The 16101-nt window shown below is 71.2% G+C and carries 15 protein-coding genes; 3 read left to right on the forward strand and 12 right to left on the reverse strand.

Annotation, left to right across the window (positions count from 1 at the left end; all coding sequences use genetic code 11):
• The first annotated feature begins 142 nt into the window (after positions 1-142).
• The gene (locus OHA11_RS03455) at positions 143-1216 is read left to right on the forward strand and encodes a mechanosensitive ion channel family protein (RefSeq protein ID WP_266491826.1); all 1074 of its coding nucleotides are present in this window, start codon (positions 143-145) and stop codon (positions 1214-1216) included.
• 107 nt (positions 1217-1323) lie between these two features.
• Positions 1324-2808, forward strand: a complete 1485-nt coding sequence (locus OHA11_RS03460; RefSeq protein ID WP_266491829.1) for an FGGY-family carbohydrate kinase — start codon at positions 1324-1326, stop codon at positions 2806-2808.
• Between the two features lie 34 nt (positions 2809-2842).
• Here the strand turns inward: OHA11_RS03460 and OHA11_RS03465 are convergent, their stop codons facing one another.
• From OHA11_RS03465 to OHA11_RS03485, 5 genes are all read right to left on the reverse strand, one after another.
• The gene (locus tag OHA11_RS03465) at positions 2843-3925 is read right to left on the reverse strand and encodes an Ldh family oxidoreductase (RefSeq protein ID WP_266491831.1); all 1083 of its coding nucleotides are present in this window, start codon (positions 3923-3925) and stop codon (positions 2843-2845) included.
• A 20-nt stretch (positions 3926-3945) separates the two neighbouring features.
• Positions 3946-5685: a thiamine pyrophosphate-dependent enzyme gene (locus OHA11_RS03470; protein WP_266491833.1), complete on the reverse strand. Its 1740-nt coding sequence runs from the start codon at positions 5683-5685 to the stop codon at positions 3946-3948.
• 22 nt (positions 5686-5707) lie between these two features.
• Positions 5708-6568, reverse strand: coding sequence for an amidohydrolase (locus OHA11_RS03475; RefSeq protein ID WP_266491834.1), 861 nt, complete (start codon positions 6566-6568; stop codon positions 5708-5710).
• Between the two features lie 148 nt (positions 6569-6716).
• The gene (lhgO, locus tag OHA11_RS03480) at positions 6717-7952 is read right to left on the reverse strand and encodes an L-2-hydroxyglutarate oxidase (RefSeq protein WP_266491835.1); all 1236 of its coding nucleotides are present in this window, start codon (positions 7950-7952) and stop codon (positions 6717-6719) included.
• Between the two features lie 78 nt (positions 7953-8030).
• Positions 8031-9479, reverse strand: coding sequence for an aldehyde dehydrogenase (locus OHA11_RS03485; protein WP_266491837.1), 1449 nt, complete (start codon positions 9477-9479; stop codon positions 8031-8033).
• Positions 9480-9711: 232 nt separating this feature from the next.
• On the opposite strand from OHA11_RS03485, the gene OHA11_RS03490 reads away from it, so the two are divergent.
• Positions 9712-9999 carry a putative quinol monooxygenase gene (locus OHA11_RS03490; RefSeq protein ID WP_266491838.1) on the forward strand — a complete coding sequence of 96 codons (288 nt, stop codon included), beginning with the start codon at positions 9712-9714 and terminating at the stop codon, positions 9997-9999.
• Between the two features lie 57 nt (positions 10000-10056).
• Here the strand turns inward: OHA11_RS03490 and OHA11_RS03495 are convergent, their stop codons facing one another.
• The 7 genes from OHA11_RS03495 to OHA11_RS03525 form a co-directional block, all read right to left on the reverse strand.
• Positions 10057-11097 carry a methionine synthase II (cobalamin-independent)-like protein gene (locus OHA11_RS03495; protein ID WP_266491839.1) on the reverse strand — a complete coding sequence of 347 codons (1041 nt, stop codon included), beginning with the start codon at positions 11095-11097 and terminating at the stop codon, positions 10057-10059.
• 3 nt (positions 11098-11100) lie between these two features.
• On the reverse strand, positions 11101-11598 hold the full coding sequence (locus OHA11_RS03500; RefSeq protein WP_266491841.1) for a heme-binding protein: 498 nt from the start codon (positions 11596-11598) through the stop codon (positions 11101-11103).
• Between the two features lie 100 nt (positions 11599-11698).
• Positions 11699-12484: an alpha/beta fold hydrolase gene (locus OHA11_RS03505; protein WP_266491842.1), complete on the reverse strand. Its 786-nt coding sequence runs from the start codon at positions 12482-12484 to the stop codon at positions 11699-11701.
• 26 nt (positions 12485-12510) lie between these two features.
• The gene (locus OHA11_RS03510) at positions 12511-12882 is read right to left on the reverse strand and encodes a VOC family protein (protein WP_189839368.1); all 372 of its coding nucleotides are present in this window, start codon (positions 12880-12882) and stop codon (positions 12511-12513) included.
• Positions 12879-13667, reverse strand: a complete 789-nt coding sequence (locus OHA11_RS03515) for a fumarylacetoacetate hydrolase family protein (protein ID WP_266491844.1) — start codon at positions 13665-13667, stop codon at positions 12879-12881. The genes OHA11_RS03510 and OHA11_RS03515 overlap by 4 nt, the downstream gene beginning before the upstream one ends.
• Positions 13668-13673: 6 nt before the next feature.
• The gene (locus OHA11_RS03520; RefSeq protein WP_266491846.1) at positions 13674-15122 is read right to left on the reverse strand and encodes an NAD-dependent succinate-semialdehyde dehydrogenase; all 1449 of its coding nucleotides are present in this window, start codon (positions 15120-15122) and stop codon (positions 13674-13676) included.
• 34 nt (positions 15123-15156) lie between these two features.
• Positions 15157-16077 carry a VOC family protein gene (locus OHA11_RS03525; RefSeq protein ID WP_266491848.1) on the reverse strand — a complete coding sequence of 307 codons (921 nt, stop codon included), beginning with the start codon at positions 16075-16077 and terminating at the stop codon, positions 15157-15159.
• Positions 16078-16101 lie beyond the last annotated feature (24 nt).

The following is a 16101-nucleotide window of genomic DNA, read 5'->3' on the forward strand; positions in this document are numbered from 1 at the left end:
AAGATGAGCGAATCCGCCGGTCAACGACTCGTCGTTCCCGGCCGGGTCGTACATCACGTAATCGAGCAGCAGGTGGCAACAAGGTGACGACACATCACATAGTGGGCGCGAGCGCCCTTCGCGGCACGACGGGAGGCAATCGGTGAACCGGGATCTCACTGTGCACGACTGGATCGTCGCGGGTGTCTGGCTGGCCGTCGGGCTCGCGGCGGGCGTTCTGCTCCGCCTCCTCCTGCGCTGGCTGGGCAAGCACGCGACCCGCACCCGGTGGAGCGGCGACGACGTCCTCGTCGACGCGCTGCGCGCGCTGATACCGGTCGCGGCCCTCACGGGCGGGATCGCCGCCGCCGCGGCGGCGCTGCCGCTGACCGGCAAGGTCAACCACACCGTCAACCAGGTCCTGACGGTCCTGCTGATCCTGGCCGCCACCATCACCGCGGCGCGCGTGATCACCGGTCTGGTGCAGGCCGTCACCCATTCCCGCTCCGGGGTCGCCGGATCGGCCTCGATCTTCGTCAACATCACCCGGGTCGTCGTCCTGGCCATGGGCTGCCTGATCGTCCTGCAGACCCTGGGCATCTCCATCGCCCCGCTGCTCACGGCCCTCGGGGTCGGCGGTCTCGCGGTCGCCCTGGCTCTCCAGGACACCCTCGCCAACCTCTTCGCGGGCATCCACATCCTCGCCTCGAAGACGATCCAGCCCGGCGACTACATCCGTCTCACCAGCGGGGAGGAGGGGTACGTCGTCGACATCAACTGGCGCAACACCGTCGTACAGAACCTCTCCAACAACCTCGTCATCATCCCGAACGCCCAGCTCTCCAGCACCAACATGACCAACTTCAGCCGTCCGGAACAGGAGATGACCCTCACCGTGCAGGTAGGCGTCGGCTACGACAGCGACCTCGACCACGTGGAGCGCGTCACCTCCGAGGTCGTCGCCGAGGTCATGACGGAGATCGAGGGCGCGGTTCCCGAGCACGAACCCGCCATCCGCTTCCACACGTTCGGGGACTCGCGGATCAGCTTCACCGTCATCCTGGGTGTCGGGGAGTTCAGCGACCAGTACCGGATCAAGCACGAGTTCGTGAAGCGGCTGCACAAGCGGTACCACGTGGAGGGCATCCGCATCCCCGCCCCCGCGCGCACCGTCGCCCTCCAGCAGAACGGCGTGGCGATTCCGCCGCAGCGCGACGGATCCCTGTCGATCCCGTAGAACATCGGGGTGGGGCGAGCCGCGAGTGAAGGCCGCCCCGCGCCGGGCCGGGTCGGACATGACCCAGCGCCGGGCCGCGTGGCGAGTGAGCGGGGAGACGTGAGCGTATGACGGTGGTCGGCGTCGACATCGGTACGTCCAGCGGCAAGGGCGTGCTGGTGGGCGAGGACGGAACCGTCCTCGCCACGGCTGTCCGCCCGCACACCGTCGCCCGTCCGCACCCCGGGCACGTCGAGATGGACGCACAGGTGTGGTGGGACGAGTTCACCTCCATCACCCGGGAGTTGCTGAAGTCCGCGCCGGACGGCACCTCCGTCACCGCGGTCGGAGTCAGCGGCACGGGCCCGTGCGTCGCCCTCACCGACGAGGCGGACACGCCGCTGCGCCCGGCGATCCTGTACGGCGTCGACACCCGGGCCACCGAGCAGATCGCCCGCCTTGACGCCGAGTTGGGCCGCGACGCCGTACTGCGGCGGTGCGGTTCCCTGCTCTCCACCCAGGCGGTCGGCCCCAAGATCGCCTGGCTGGCGGAGCACGAGCCCGACGTGGTCGCGCGGGCCCGGCGCCTCTACATGCCCAGCTCGTACCTGGCGGTCCGGCTCACCGGGGCCTATGTGCTCGACCACCACTCGGCGAGCCAGGCCGTCCCGCTGTACGACTCCGTGGCCCAGGAGTGGTACGAGCCGTGGACCCGGCACATCGCACCGTGGCTCGAACTCCCCCGCCTGCTGTGGCCGGGAGACATCGCCGGTCGGATCACGGCCGAGGCCGCCGACGCCACGGGGCTGCCCGCCGGGATCCCGGTCGTCGCCGGCACGATCGACGCCTGGTCCGAGGCGCTGAGCGTGGGCGCACAACACACCGGCGACCTGATGCTCATGTACGGCAGCACCATGTTCCTCATCAACACCCTGTCCGAGCGTCTGCTGGTGCCCGAGCTGTGGAGCACCGTCGGGGCGTTGCCCGGAACGCGCAGCCTCGCCGGTGGCATGGCCACCTCCGGCATGATCACGGACTGGCTCCGGGAGCTGTTCGGCACGCCCGAGCACACCGAGCTGCTCGCCGGGGCGGAGGCGTCCGGGCCCGGCGCGCGGGGGCTGCTGATGCTGCCGTACTTCGCGGGCGAGCGGACGCCGGTGGCCGATCCGTTCGCGCGCGGGGTGATCGCCGGGCTGACGGTGGAGCACACGCGGGGCGATCTCTACCGTGCCGCCCTGGAGGCGACGGCCTTCGGGGTGCGGCACAACGTCGAGGCGATGCGTGCCGCGGGCGCGGACATCCGCCGGGTCGTCGCGGTGGGCGGAGGCACCCGGGGCGGCCTGTGGACCAGGATCGTCTCGGCCGTGACGGGCCTGGAGCAGGAGATCAGGACCGTCACGCTCGGGGCGAGCTACGGTGCGGCGTTCCTCGCGGCGGACGCGATCGGCGACCCGCTCATCGACGTATGGAACCCGGTGCGCGAACGTGTCACCCCGGACCCGCAACTGCGCTCCCACTACGACGAGTTGTACGCGCTGTACCTCCGGCTGTATCCGGCGACGCGCGACATCACCCACGCACTGGCCGAACACCGGCGGCACACCGCCGGCTGACGGGCGGGACGCGGGGGCGGCCCCCGCTCTCCCGTCAGACGACCGGCGTGGGCGGGGCGATCCCGAACTTCTCCGCGCTCTCCGTCAGTTCGCGCCACACCTTCGGAGCCACCGGAACTCCCTTCTCAGCCCGCTCCACCGCGACGGCGGCACTGCGCTCGCCCGGGTAGAACACGCCCGCCGCGCCGTCCGCCGACGGCAGTCCCTTGAGGGTGCTCAGGGTGGTGCCGACGTCCGCGGTGAAGCGGTCCGGGTCGCCGAAGGCCGCCGGGTCCAGGGCGATGAGCAGGGCGTTCTGCCGGTGCTTGCGGGCCTTGGGGTCGTCCGAGTGGAAGGCGGAGAAGATCGGCGCACCGACGAGCACGCTGGTGAGCAGCTCGAACGCGAGTGACATGCCGGACCCCTTGGCGCCGCCCAGCGGCAGCGGCATGACGGCCTTCTCCGGGTCGGTGGTGGGCGTGCCGTCCTCGGTGGCGGCGGCGCCCTCGGGCAGCGTCGTTCCACTCGCCCTGGCCTGGCGGATCTTCCCGAGGGCGATGGTGGCGGTGGCCATGTCGAGCAGCAGCGGGGCGTGCCCCGACGACGCGGCGGTGGGTACGGCGATGGCGAGCGGGCTGGTCGCCACGGCGGCGCCCCGCACCCCCGTATAGCCCATGTTCGGCATTCCGGCGACGAACCCGATGCCGACCAGGCCCTGTTCGGCGATCTTCGACACGTAGTAGCCGATGGCGCCGGTGTGGACGGTGCCGCGCACGCCGACGGAGGCGATGCCGGTGGTCCGCGCTCGGCTCACGGCCTCCTCGGCGGCGGCGCTTAGGGCCACCGGGCCGGGGGCGCGGTCGGCGTCCAGGACGGCGGCGGCCGGCGTGGTCGACTCGACGGTGATCTCGGCCCGCGCGTTGGCCACGCCCTTGGCGAGGAGCTCCAGGTAGGCGGGGACGCGGGCGATGCCGTGCGAGTCGACGCCACGCAGGGCGGCCCAGACGAACACGTCGGCGGTGGTGGCGGCGTGCTCGGCGCTGAGCCCGCCGTTCTCCAGGAGGGCGGCGGAGAAGGTGCGCAGGTCCTCGGCTCGGACGCGGACCTTACCCGGCTTGGGGGTGGGGGTGTCGGTCATGGTGGCGAATGCCTCCTGGGTCAGCGGGTGACGAGGACGTCGACGACGGCGGTGGTGCCCTCGGACACGGCCTTGAGGGCACGCTCCAGCGCGGGAGCGAGCGCGTCCGGCGCGTCGACGGTCTCGGTGTGCATGCCGAACGGCTCGGCGAACGCGGCGAGTCGGGGCAGCCGGTGCAGCTCGGTGCCGAGCCACTCCCCCGTCTCGGCGGCGGCACCCTCGGGGTAGAACCGGCGATGGTTGAGGTTCATCGACTTGTAGGCGCGGTTGTTGAACACCACGATCAGCAACGGGAGTTCGTACGCCCTGGACGCGTCGTACGAGGGGATGACCGGGTTGTAGGCGAAGGCGCCGTCGCCGATCGTGAGCACCACCGGGCGTTCCTGGGCGGCGAGTTTGACGCCGAGCGCGACGGCGATGCCCTGGCCGAGGCCGCCCTGCACGTAGAAGTACGAGTCGGGTGCGTCGGTCCGCAGATGGCGCTTGACGATCCGGCTGTGGGTGATGGTCTCGTCGACGACGATCCCGTCCCGGCCGTCGAGCAGCGTGCGCAGGGTGGCGGCGAGGAGGACCGGGTCGATGCCTTCGGTCTGTTGCTCGGCCTTCGCCTCCGTAGCGGCGACGGCCGTTCGCTCGGCGGCGAACCGCGTTTCCTGCGCCGACCGGCGTTCGGCGACCGCCCTCTCGTCGAGATCCTTCGCCCGCTTGGTGAGCCGGCGCAGGGTGTTGGCGGCGTTGCCTTCCAAGTACGTGTCGGCGAACAGGACTTGGTAGACGACGTGCGGGCGTTGCGGCACCTCGTCGATGACGACGATCCGCGCTTTGGACGGCTGGCGCGAGGGCGGGTAGAAGGGCGCGCGGCAGTTGACGAGCAGGATCAGGTCCGCCTCGTCCATCCAGGGCCCGATGTCCGAGCCCGCGTGCAGCGGGTGGGTGCGCGGGAAGTTGCCGCACACCGCCGAGTCCGGCTCGACGACCGGGATGTGCCAGGCCTCGGCGAAGGCGACCAGTGCCTCGAAACCGCCCGCCTCACGGCCGGACGTCTCGGTCACGATCACGGGATCGCGGGCCTCCCGGATCAACCGCGCGACGGAGTCGGCCTCTTCGGGCGAACTGTGCGTGGAACCCGGCGGCACGACGGGCTTGGCCGCGCGGCCGTCCCAGTCCTCCAGGAGGATCTCCAGCGGGATGTTGAGGTACGCCGGTCCGGCCGGGGCGCGCCAGGCCAGTTCCGCCGCCCTCGTGATCATCGTGGGCAGGGTGTGGACGCTCGCGGCCTCGTTGGACCACTTGGTGAACGGCTGCGCGACGCCGTGCGGGCCGCCCACGATGGACAGGTTGCGGTACCACTGGCCGCCCGGGTCCTGGCCGGGCCCGTCGCCGTAGGTGGTCGACTCCGAGGAGGCCACCACCATCGGCACTCCGGCCAGCAGCGCCCCGTGCACGGCCATGGAGCCCTGCAGCAGGCCGGGAGCCGCGTGCAGCAGCACGCCCTGCGGCCTGCGCCTGACGAGTCCGTAGCCGGTGGCCATGCCGACGGCGACGGTCTCGTGCGTCAGGTCGAGGTACCGCGGACAGGGCAGCCCGTCGCGGTGGCGCCGGGCCAGGGACTCCCACACCGGGGCCCACTCGGACCCCGACGAGCAGAAGAGGTAGTCGGCGCCGACGGCGTCGAAGGCGGATACGAGAGCGTCGCCGCCGTCACCGCCATCGCCGCCATCAGCGCTGCCGGCGCCCGGGGTTTTCTGGGTGTCCGTCATCTCTGGCGCTTCCTCAGCTTCCTCAGCCCTCGATCGGCCAGTCGAGGACCTCGGAGATACCGCGGCCCATGATCCACTCAAGCTCCTCGGGCGTGAAGTCCCAGTGCTTGGTGAACTGTTCGATCGTGTCGGTGTACGTGATGCCGTGGCCGAGCAGCCGGGTGATGTCGGTGCCGTAGAAGCAGCGCCGCGGGCCCATCTTGTCGACCATCTCGCGCACGTACTTCTCGATGTTCTTGTTCGGGAAGGGCTGCGTCGAATAGCCGGGGAGCGCCGAGAGCTTGACGTAGATGTTCGGGTGCGCGTGCAGGTCGGCGGTCTCCTGGACCCAGTAGCCGATCGCGTCGTCGACGCAGCGGGCCATGATGCCCATGTGGTCGATGATGATCTTCAACTCGGGGTGCTTGCCTGCGATCCGGCCGAGCTCCCGCTTCCAGATCGGGGCGTGGACCATGGTGGGGACGCCGAGTTCCTCGGCGATCGGCCAGTACCAGTCGTTCGTGCCGTCGATCATCCAGTTGCGGTCCTGCGGGCGGTGGAAGGTGAGCCGGGTGCCCTTGATGTACGGGTTGCCGGCGAAGTCCTTGAGCAGGGCGGTGCCCTCGACCGGGTCGTCCTGGGGGACGCGGGCCATGATGCCGAAGCGGTCCGGGTGCGCCTCGCAGGCCTCCAGGGCGTAGTCGATGCGGTTGCCCTCCCACGACGGGGGCAGGATCAGCGCCCGGTTGACGCCCGCCTCGTCCATCAGCTCCAGGGCCTCCTCGTACGAGAAGGGGTCCTCGCGGTGGCCGTTGAGGCGGATGCGCTCCCGTGCCCCCGGGACCCAGGGGCGGTCCGGGGTCTCTTCCTTCCAGATGTGGATCTGCGTGTCGACGACGAACATGTCTTCAACTCTTCCTCTAGAACGACGTGGTGGGGTGGGGTGGGGTGGGGTGGGGTGTGGAAGGAACGCTAGGCGGGACGTGAGGCCTTGCAGAGCGCTGGGAGCGCAAGCTGTTGTTGCGCGGAAGTGCGGTGTGAACAGCGCGTTCTCAGGGGGCGGAGGCATCGCCGAGTACGGCGTCGACGATGTGTTCGGCGATCGCCATGGAGGCGGTGGCGGCCGGCGAGGGCGCGTTGCGGACGGCGGTGATCCGGCCCGCCCGGTGGATGCGGAAGTCGTCCACGAGCGTGCCGTCCCGGTCCAGGGCCTGGGCGCGTACGCCGGCTCCGCCGCGCACCACGTCCCGGACGCCGACGCCGGGCACGTACCGCTGGGCGTCCCTCATGAAGGCCGTCCTGGACAGCGAGCCGCGGTACTCCTTGATGCCCGTCCGCCAGTGCCGGGCGGCCATCTTCCAGGTGCCGGGGTAGGCGACGAGTCCGGCGAGGTCCCTGGGCGAGACGCTGCCGAGCCGGTAGCCCTCCTTCGCCAGGGCCAGGACGGCGTTCGGACCGACCTCGACGGAGCCGTCGACCCGCGGGGTGAAGTGCACGCCGAGGAAGGGGTAACGCGGGTCGGGCACCGGGTAGATCAGCCCGCGGACCAGGTCCCTCGACTCCGGTTTGAGGAGCAGGTACTCGCCTCGGAAGGGCACGATCCGCGGTTCCTTCCTGTCGTGGGCCAGCTTGGCGACGGAGTCCGAGTGGAGCCCCGCGCAGAGGATCAGCCGGTCGACGCGGACCCTCCCCCCGCCTTCGTTCCGATGAGCGTGTTTCTGCCCGGAGGCCACCTCGACGCCGCCCGGGACGTCGGTGATCGAGGTGACCGGGAAGCCGAGCCGCACCTCGCCGCCCGAGGCCTCGATGTCCTTGGCGAACTCCCGGGCGATCGCCGGGTAGTCGGTGATCGCGGTGCGCGGTGAGTGCAGGGCCGCGATGCCTCCGGCGTGCGGCTCGATCTCCTTGATCTCCTCCTTGGAGATCTTTCGGAGGTCGGGCACGTGGTTGTTCCGCGCCCGCCGGTAGAGGTTCTCCATCCGGTCCAGCTCGTCCTCGCGCACCGCCAGGACGAGCTTGCCGGTCTCCGCGTACGGCAGGGCCCGTTCCTGGCAGTACTCGCGGAGCATGGACACGCCCCGGACGCACAGGGCCGCCTTGAGGCTGCCGGGGGCGTAGTAGATCCCGGCGTGCACGACGCCCGAGTTGTGGCCGGTCTGGTGGACGGCGATCCGCTGTTCCTTCTCCAGCACCACGACCCGGGTGCCGGGGCGGCGCAGGGCGATCTCGCGGCCGGTGGCGAGGCCGACGATGCCGGCGCCGACGATGCCGATCGTCTCGTCAGCCATCGGCGTCCTCCTCTCTCCTTCTGCCGACGCCGGTCCTGCCGCTCCCCCGAGTCACGACCCGCACAACCGCCACGACCGTCACGCGCCGAAGTGGACGGCGACGGTCTTGACGCGGGTGGAGAAGCGCAGGACCTCGTCGCCCTGCTCCTTGTAGGCCGTTCCGGAGTCGCGGAACCCGCCGAACGGCAGGTGGACGTCCCAGCCGGTGGTGGTCGTGTTCACCGCGACCTGCCCGCACTCGGCCTCGTCGGCGAAGCGGTACGCGGCCGTGAGGTCGCGGGTGAAGACGGCGGCGGCGAGACCGAAGCCGGAGTCGTTGACCGCCTCGACGGCCCGGTCGAAGTCGTCGACCGCGCGTACGGCGAGGACCGGGCCGAAGACCTCCTCGCGCCAGATCGCCGTCTCGGGGGTGACGTCGGCGAGGACGGTCGGCCGTACGTAGCAGCCGTGGGCGCGGTCGCCCTCGGTGTCCGCGCCGCCGCCGGTGAGGACGGTGGCGCCCTGGTCGATCGCCCTGTTCAGGTCAGCGAGGACGCTGTCGCGCTGCTGGGGGCTGGACAGCGGGCACAGGGTGGTGGCCGGGTCGCTGCCCGGGCCCGTCGTCAGCGCCTCCACCTCGGTGACCAGGAGCCGGGTGAACTCCTCGTACACCGGCCGCTCGACGACGACCCGACTGGTGGCGGTGCAGCGCTGTCCGGCCTGGCCGAAGGAGGCCGCGACGACGGCCTTCGCGGCGGTCGGCAGATCGGCGTCGCGCAGGACGACGGAGGCGTTCTTGCCGCCGAGTTCGCCCTGGAAGCGGACGTTGCGGTCGGCGAGGCGGCGGCGGATCCGGTTGCCGACCGCGTTGGAGCCGGTGAAGGTGATGCCCGCGATCCGCGAGTCGTCGAGCAGCGCCTCCTCGATGTCGGCCGTGCGGCCCGTCACCACGTTCAGGACACCGGCCGGCAGGCCCGCGTCGTGCAGGGCTCGGGCGAAGTGCAGGCCGGAGAGGGGGGTCTGGGTGGCGGGCTTGAAGACGGCCGCGTTGCCGGCCGCGAGGAGCGGGGCGAGCTTGCGGGCCGGGGTGATCAACGGGTCGTTCCACGGGCTGATCACGAGGATCACGCCGATCGGCTCCCGCTGGGTGTGCACCCGGGTATCGGGGCGGACGTCGTGCAGCAGGGTGCCGTAGCCCTGGCGGGCCAGACCTGCGTAGTAGTCGAGGAAGTCGGCGGACTTGAGGGTCTCGCCGCGGGCCTCGGCGCCGGTCTTGCCGTTCTCGGCGGTGACGTCGGCCGCGATCCCGTCGGCCCGCTCCCGGATCAGCCGCGCGGCTTCGGTGAGGATCCGGGCGCGTTCGAAGGGGCTGGTGCGTTTCCAGGCGGCGAACCCGCGCTCGGCGTGGTCGTAGGCGCGGGTGACGTCCTTGGCGGCGAGGGCGGGTACGCGCGCGAACGGGGTACGGACGTCGGCGGGGTCGTGGACGTCGATCCACTCGCCGGTCGCCACCCACTCTCCACCGGAGAGGGTTTCCAGGGTTCGCATGAAGATCACTTCCTTCGTCCGCCGCGGCGCGGGTCCGCGGTCTGCACAGGGAGCACCCGTACGGGCCGGATGCGACAACACACCATGGGGGAACTGGCCACCAGCCCCGCGGAGGCAGTCATTGCTTGCGCCGCGCGCAGGTCGGCGGGCGGTTGATCCGTGCTGGAATCGGCAGGCCGGACGGCATGTGGCAGGCCGCCGGGAGCCGAGATTCCGCTGAGGAGAGACAGACATGGCGTACGCGGTCATCGCCCGCTACCACTGCGAGCCCGCCGACGAGGCATCGGTGCGTGCCGCGCTGCTGAAGGCGCGCGGGCACACCCGCGCCGAGCCGGCGAACCTGGCGTACGAGGTGCACGCCGAGGCGGACCGCCCGGGGAGCTTCGTGCTGTACGAGCAGTACACCGACCGGGCCGGATTCGACGCGCACAGGGCCACCGAGCACTTCGACGAACTCATCGTGGGGACGGTGTGGCCGCTGCTGACGGAGCGGACGGTGACCTTCGCCGAGGTCCTGTAAGGCCGTGCCCCGCCGGGAAGCGCGGGCGCTCTTCCCGGCCGTATCGGGGCCATCGGCTCAGAACTCGTTGCCCCAGCAGTAGCGGGCGACGGTCTCCACCAGGACCAGCTTGCGGCGCTGGTCCTCGGCGCTCAGCAGGGGCCGGGCGGCCGAGTCGGCGAAGCCGCGGGACGGTGCGACGGCCATGTCCTCGATGTCCTTGACCTCGGCCCCGGCGTCGAGGCGGGCCAACACCGTGTCGATGTCCTCCAGTTCGGGCACGGCCGGGTCCACCACGCCCAGGCAGGCGTCCCGGTCCTCGGGCAGCGCCCTGAGCAGGTCCAGCTCGGCGGCGGTGCCTTTGTCGTACGGCAGGATCCAGCGGTCGGCCGGGACCTCGCCGAACAGGCTCTCGGCCCCGGCCCGGTCCACCACCGCGGGCGCCGCCCAGCCCGGGCAGAGGCCGATGCGCACGCCTGTCGGTCGCACGTCGAGGCGTACGGCCTGTGCCTCCACGGCCAGTGCGTCCACGAAGGAGAGCGGGCCGGGCTCGGCCGGGTCGGCGGCGACCTGGCCGAGGAGGAGCGGGTTGTTCAGCTGGATCAGCCGGACGCCCCGGGAGACCAGCAGCTCGATCTCCGCGTGGATGATCTCCGCGAGGGCCTCGCCGAGTTCGCGGGCCGAGGCCGGGCCGCCGGAGCCGACCAGCTCCGGGGCGAAGGTGGTCGCGGCCAGGTAGGCCGGTGACGGCAGTGAGACCTTGGGCGCGATCACCGTCAGGTCCGCGATCCGCCCGGCCCAGTCGGCCGGCAGCGGGCCGTTGGCCTTGGGCAGGGACTCCGCCACCCAGCGGGGCAGCCCGTCGGCGGTCCGCTCCTCCGTACGCCGGAAGCCGGAGACTGCGTCGAGGACGGCACCGCGGAAGTCCTCGCGGGGGAAGTCGCCGTCGGTGACGACCGTGGAGCGCAGCCTGCGCTGGTAGGCCACCGCCTCCTCGACCGCGGCGAGTTCGGCCTTGTGCAGGGCCTCGGGGTCGCCCGCTGCCCGGGCCGCGAGGAGTTCGGTGGGGCGGACCAGGCTGCCGTGGTGGTCGATGCGGTAGTTGAAGGTGTCCGCCATGACTCAGGCCTCCTTTTCCGTGGTCCCGGCCTGTTCCGTAGCCCCGGCGGGCTTGCCCGCGACGCCCCACGCCGCGAACTCCAGCTCGTAGCCGAGGGATTCGAGTACGTCGTCGGCGACCTGCTGGTCCTCGTCGGCGGTGCCGCCCGCGATGCCGAGGCCGCCGATGATCTCGCCGTCCTTCTTGATGGTGACGCTGCCCTCGGTGGCCATGATCGGCAGGGCCGCGCCCGGGAGTTGGGACAGCTGGGCGAAGAAGACCGGCTGGCTCTCCTGCCACTTCTTCAGCATCTTGCCGGGCCGCTGCATCACGGCCGCGGTGTACGCCTTGGCGCGGGCGATGTCCGGCGTCAGCGGGCGGGCGCCGTCCGAGCGGCGGACGCTGATGACGAAGCCGCCCGCGTCCACCACCGCGACGCTCACCGCCTTCCCCAGGGACCGGGCGCGCTTCAGTGCGGAGTCGACGATCTCGTCGGCGGCGTCGAGCGTGAGGGTGCTCATGCTGCTTCCTTCGGTGCGGAGGTCATGCGGCTTCCTTGGATGTGGTGCTCATGCGGATTCCTTGGATGTGGTGCTCATGCGGCTTCCTTGGATGTGGTGCTCATGCGGCTTCCTTCGGTGCGGTGAGGGTGCGGCGCAGGCGGGCGACGGCGGCGTTGTACGGCTCGGGCGTCTCCCAGTACATGGAGTGCGGGGCGTCCGGGACGATCTCCAGGTGGGAGCCGGGCAGCAGTTCGTGGGCGCGGGTCACCGTCTTCACGCTGAGCACCGCGTCCCGCTCGCCGGCCAGGAAGGCGACGCGGATTCCCGAGTCCTGGATGTCGTCCAGGGACGGCCCGTCGGCGTCGAGGTTGCGCAGGTCGGCCATCTTCGCGACGTTGAAGGTGCCCATCTGCTGGAAGAGGAAGGTGAGGTCGGGGCGCTCCGCCTGGAACCGCTTGGTCAACAGGCGGTCGATGACGGGGAGTTTGACGGCCTCGGCGCGGTCGGCGGCGGCCAGCTCCCTCAGTTCGGGGTGGCTGATGCCGCCGAGCGAGTGGCCGAGGGCGACCGAGGAGACGCGTCCCGGGCGCAGGAGGGCGGCGCGCAGGGCGGCGACGGAGCCGATGGACTGGCCGACGAGCATGACGTCGGTGAGGTCCTCGGCGTCCAGTACCGCGACCACGTCACCGGGGAAGTCCTGGCCGTCGAACTCGGACATGGACGAGTCGGACGTGCCGAAGCCGCGCAGGTCCACAGTGAGGACCGTGAACTCCTCGCGCAGCGCGGCCACTTGCTGCCACCAGGCAGCGTGGTGCCCGCCGCTGCCGTGCACGAACAGGATCGCCGGACCGCTGCCGTGGCGTTCGTAGTAGATGGAGGTACCGTCGAAGTCGACGAGAGGCATGTGGGTGAACTCCCGGTCGTACGCGGTCAGTTGGGGCGCTTGCTGTGCCAGACCAGCTCGATCATGGTGTGGTCGGGGTCGTGGATGTAGCAGAACTTGGACTGGTTCTCGGGGCGTTGGATCGGGCGGGTGTGCCGGATGCCCAGGTCCTTGAGATGGGCGAGGAAGTCGTCCCAGTCGTCGACCTCGACGGCGAAGTGATAGGGCGCCATGCGCTCCATCTCCTCGACCGGGGTGAAGTGCAGATCGAAGTTGCCCCGGGTCATCAGCACCACACGGGTGTTGGACTTGGGCATGATCCGCTTCATTCCGAAGACCTTGGTGTACCACTCGGCGGTCCGGTCGGCGTCGGTGGTGGGGAAGTTGACGTGGTGGATGTAGCGGGGTGCGCTGCTCATGACTGCTGCTGCCTTTCCGTGACGGGGGCTTCTCCTTGGACCGGGTTGGACAGGACGCCGATGCCGCTGATCTCGATGTCCACGGTGTCCCCGGGTTCGAGTTGGCAGGTGGACTCGGCGCCCATCCACAGCACGTCGCCCGGGTGCATGGTGATGTGTCTGGTGATCTCGACGATGTGGTCGAAGGGGTCGAAGACCATGTCGCCGGTGGCGAACGAGACGCGGACCTCCCCGTTCACACGGAGCGTGGTGGTCTGTGCGAGGGCGTCGACGTCGGTCTCGATCCAGGGGCCCATCGGCTTGAACGTGTCGCTGTTCTTGCTGCGCCAGAAGGTGCGGTCCTGGTGCTGCCAGGTGCGGGCGCTGACGTCGTTGCCGATCGTCCAGCCGAAGACGGACGCGCGCGCTTCCTCCTGGGTGGCGTGCCGCAGCGTACGGCCGATGACGGCGACGAGTTCCGGTTCGGCCTCGAACCGGCCCTCGACACCGGCAGGCCTGACGATGGGCTGCCCGTGGCCCGTGAGCGCGTTGTTGGCCCGGTAGCCCACCTCCGGGCGGGCGGGCATCTCGGCGCGCGCGTGCTCGATGTGCCGCCGGTAGTTCATGCCGACCGCGTAGAACACGGGCGGGACGACGACCGGCAGCCAGGTCGCGGTGGCGCGCGGCACCGTGCCGGTCACGGAGGGGTCTCCGTCGATCGGGGACCCGGACAGCAGCTCGATGTCCTGCTCCGCCACGCGTCCCCACACCGCCCGGCCGTCGGCCGAGACCCGGGTGTACCTCATGGCTTCTCAGCCCGCCAGCAGATGGGAGACGCGCTTGGTGACCAGGTAGGCGTCCAGGGCTTCGGGGCCGCCCTCCCTGCCGTAGCCGCTCTCCTTGACACCGCCGGAGGGCGCCTCGCTGACGGAGCCGCCGCAGTGGTTGAGGGAGAGGATCCCCGCCTCCAGTTCGCGTACGAGCCGCTCGGCGGTGGCGGCCGACTCCGTGAAGCCGTACGCGGCCAGTCCGTACGGCAGTTCGTTCGCGGTCGTGAGGGCCTCGTCGAGGTCGGTGAACGGCACGATGGGTGCGATCGGCCCGAACGGCTCCTCGCGCATCAGGTCCGCGTACGGCGGTACGTCGGTGAGGACGGTCGGTGCGAAGAAGTACCCGGCACGGTCGAGCCGTTCGCCGCCCGTGCGTACGGTGGCGCCACGGTTGACGGCGTCCGCGGTCAGGCGCCGCATCGCCCGCAGCCGGCGGTCGTTGGCGAGGGGCCCCATGGTGGTGCCCCGGGCCATGCCGTCGCCGACGACGACCGCCTCGGCGGCCTTCACGAACTCGGCGGTGAAGTCCTCCACGAGGCTTTCGTGGACGAGGAAGCGGCTCGGCGAGGTGCACACCTGGCCGGCGTTGGCGAACTTCGCCTGTGCGGCGCGGCGGGCGGCCACCGCCGGGTCGGCGTCGGCGCACACGATCACCGGGGCGTGCCCGCCCAGCTCCATCACGGAGGGCTTCATGACCTTCCCGGCCTCGGCGGCGAGCAGCTTGCCCACGGGGACCGAGCCGGTGAAGGCGACGAGGCGGGTGACCGGGGAGGCGATCAACTGGGCGGAGACTTCTGCCGGTTCACCGAAGACGAGGTTCAGCACCCCGGCCGGCAGACCCGCGTCCACGAAGCAGCGGACCAGGGCCGCGGCGGTGGCGGGCGTCTCCTCCGAGGCCTTGATGACGATCGAGCAGCCGGCGGAGAGCGCGGAGGAGATCTTCCGCATCGGGCCGCCCGCGGGGAAGTTCCACGGGACGAACGCGGCGACGGGGCCTATCGGTTCACGTCGTACGGAGAGCAGGGTGCCGGGTGCGGACGGGATGATGCGGCCGTACGCGCGGCGGGCGTCGTCGGCGTGCCAGCGCAGGGTGTCCGCGACGCGGCGGGCTTCGCCGGTCGCCTCCGCGAGGGGCTTGCCCTGTTCCAGGGTCATGGTCCGGCCGACGGCGGCGGCCCGCTCGGTGAGCAGGTCGGCGGCCGTGTGCAGGATCGCGGTGCGCCGGGCGACGGGCGTGTCCCGCCAGGTCCTGAAGCCCTCGGCGGCCGCGTCGAGGGCGCGGTCGAGGTCGGCACCGGTGGCAAGCGGTACGTCTCCGATCGTCTCCTCGGTGGCGGGGTTCACGATCGGGGCGGTACGGCCGGTGCCGCCCTGACGCCACTCGCCCGCGATGTACATGCGGACGGCGGGACAGCCGTGGTCGGTGGTCATGGGTGGGTGCCCTCTCAGGCCGGCTGAAACGGGATCAGGAGGCGGGTGCGTCCTGCTGGTCGCGGTTGGTGCGCAGCGACCAGATGTGGTGGGGCGGCGTGGTCTCGTGGACGCGGGTCCCGTACGTGTCGTCGACCCGGTCCATGTCGGCGGCGTACTCGACCCGGCCGCCGCAGGGCGCGTGCAGGAAGCGGAAGACGTTGGATCCGATGGTGTGGCGGCCGAGTTTGCGGGCTTCCCGCCACCCCTGGTCGATCATGTGGTTGCCGCCTTCGACGACATCGTCGAAGCCCGGGACCTCGTACGCGATGTGGTTGACGCCGGGCCGGTCGGGGCGGTGGCAGAGCAGCATGGTGTGCTGGTCGTCGTCGCCCGGTGCCTGGAGGAAGACGCCCATGGGCTCGACGACGTCGGTGGGCCGGAAGCCGAGGCGCTCCGCGTAGAAGGCGACGGCTTCCGCGCGCCCCCGCTTGGCGATGTTCAGGGCGACGTGGCACATGCGCAGCGGGCGTACGCGGGTGATCGGCTCCAGTGCGGTGTTCCAGCGGTTGACGTTGCCCAGTGCGTTGGCGGGCCTGGGGGTGACGGGCGTGGCCTTCGGCCGGGCCAGGGCCAGTCCCACTCCGAAGCCGGTCTCGTCCACGGTGTGGTGGGCTCCGTCGGCGCTCTCGTGGACCTTGCGGTCCCGGCTCGCCGCGGCGACCAGGCGCTCCAGTTCCCGCGGGGTGTCGACGCCCCACACCACCTCGCGCAGGGTGGGTCCGGCTTCCACCGGTGGCGGCAGGTGCGGGCCGGGGCGGGTGTCCAGGTGAAGGGTCTGTCCGGTGAGCGTCTCGAACACCGCGTGCTCGTCGGTCCGCTCCACCGGGAACAGCCCGAAGTCGTCGAAGAAACGCACGCATTCGTCGACGTCGTCGATGCCGTAGGTGACCGATTCGATGCGCTGGATTCCCATGGATGCCTCGTTTCGCGGGTCGCC

Origin of the sequence: Streptomyces sp. NBC_00878 (genome assembly GCF_026341515.1) — a bacterium.
GTDB lineage: Bacteria > Actinomycetota > Actinomycetes > Streptomycetales > Streptomycetaceae > Streptomyces.